Genomic DNA, 373 nt, shown 5'->3' with positions numbered 1-373 from the left:
GGCACGGTGTTGATCACGGGTGGTACGGGTGGTCTGGGCGCGCTGTTGGCCCGTCATCTGGTGGTGGAGCATGGTGTGCGTTCTGTGGTGCTGACGAGTCGTCGTGGCGTGGAGGCGCCGGGTGCGGCGGAGTTGGTGGCGGAGCTGGCCGGGCTCGGTGCGCAGGCGCGGGCTGTGGCGTGTGATGTGGCGGACCGGGCTTCGGTGGAGAGTCTGCTGGCCGGGTTCGGGTCGGAGCATCCGCTGTCGGCGGTGGTGCATGCGGCGGGTGTGCTGGATGACGGTGTGGTGGAGTCGCTGACGCCGGAGCGGGTGGACAAGGTGCTGCGTCCGAAGGTGGACGCCGCACTGCATCTGCACGAGCTGACCCGCG

General features: G+C 70.0%; 1 protein-coding gene. It reads left to right on the top strand.

Going from position 1 to position 373, the window contains the following annotated elements:
* The coding region (locus KN815_RS52715; RefSeq protein ID WP_216345092.1) for an SDR family NAD(P)-dependent oxidoreductase at positions 1 to 373 on the top strand (373 nt) is incomplete at both ends.

The organism is Streptomyces niphimycinicus (assembly GCF_018883605.1).
In the GTDB taxonomy this organism is placed as follows: Bacteria; Actinomycetota; Actinomycetes; order Streptomycetales; family Streptomycetaceae; genus Streptomyces; species Streptomyces niphimycinicus.
Note: the sequence above shows the minus strand (reverse complement) of the source record. Positions and strands in the feature narration are given on the sequence as shown.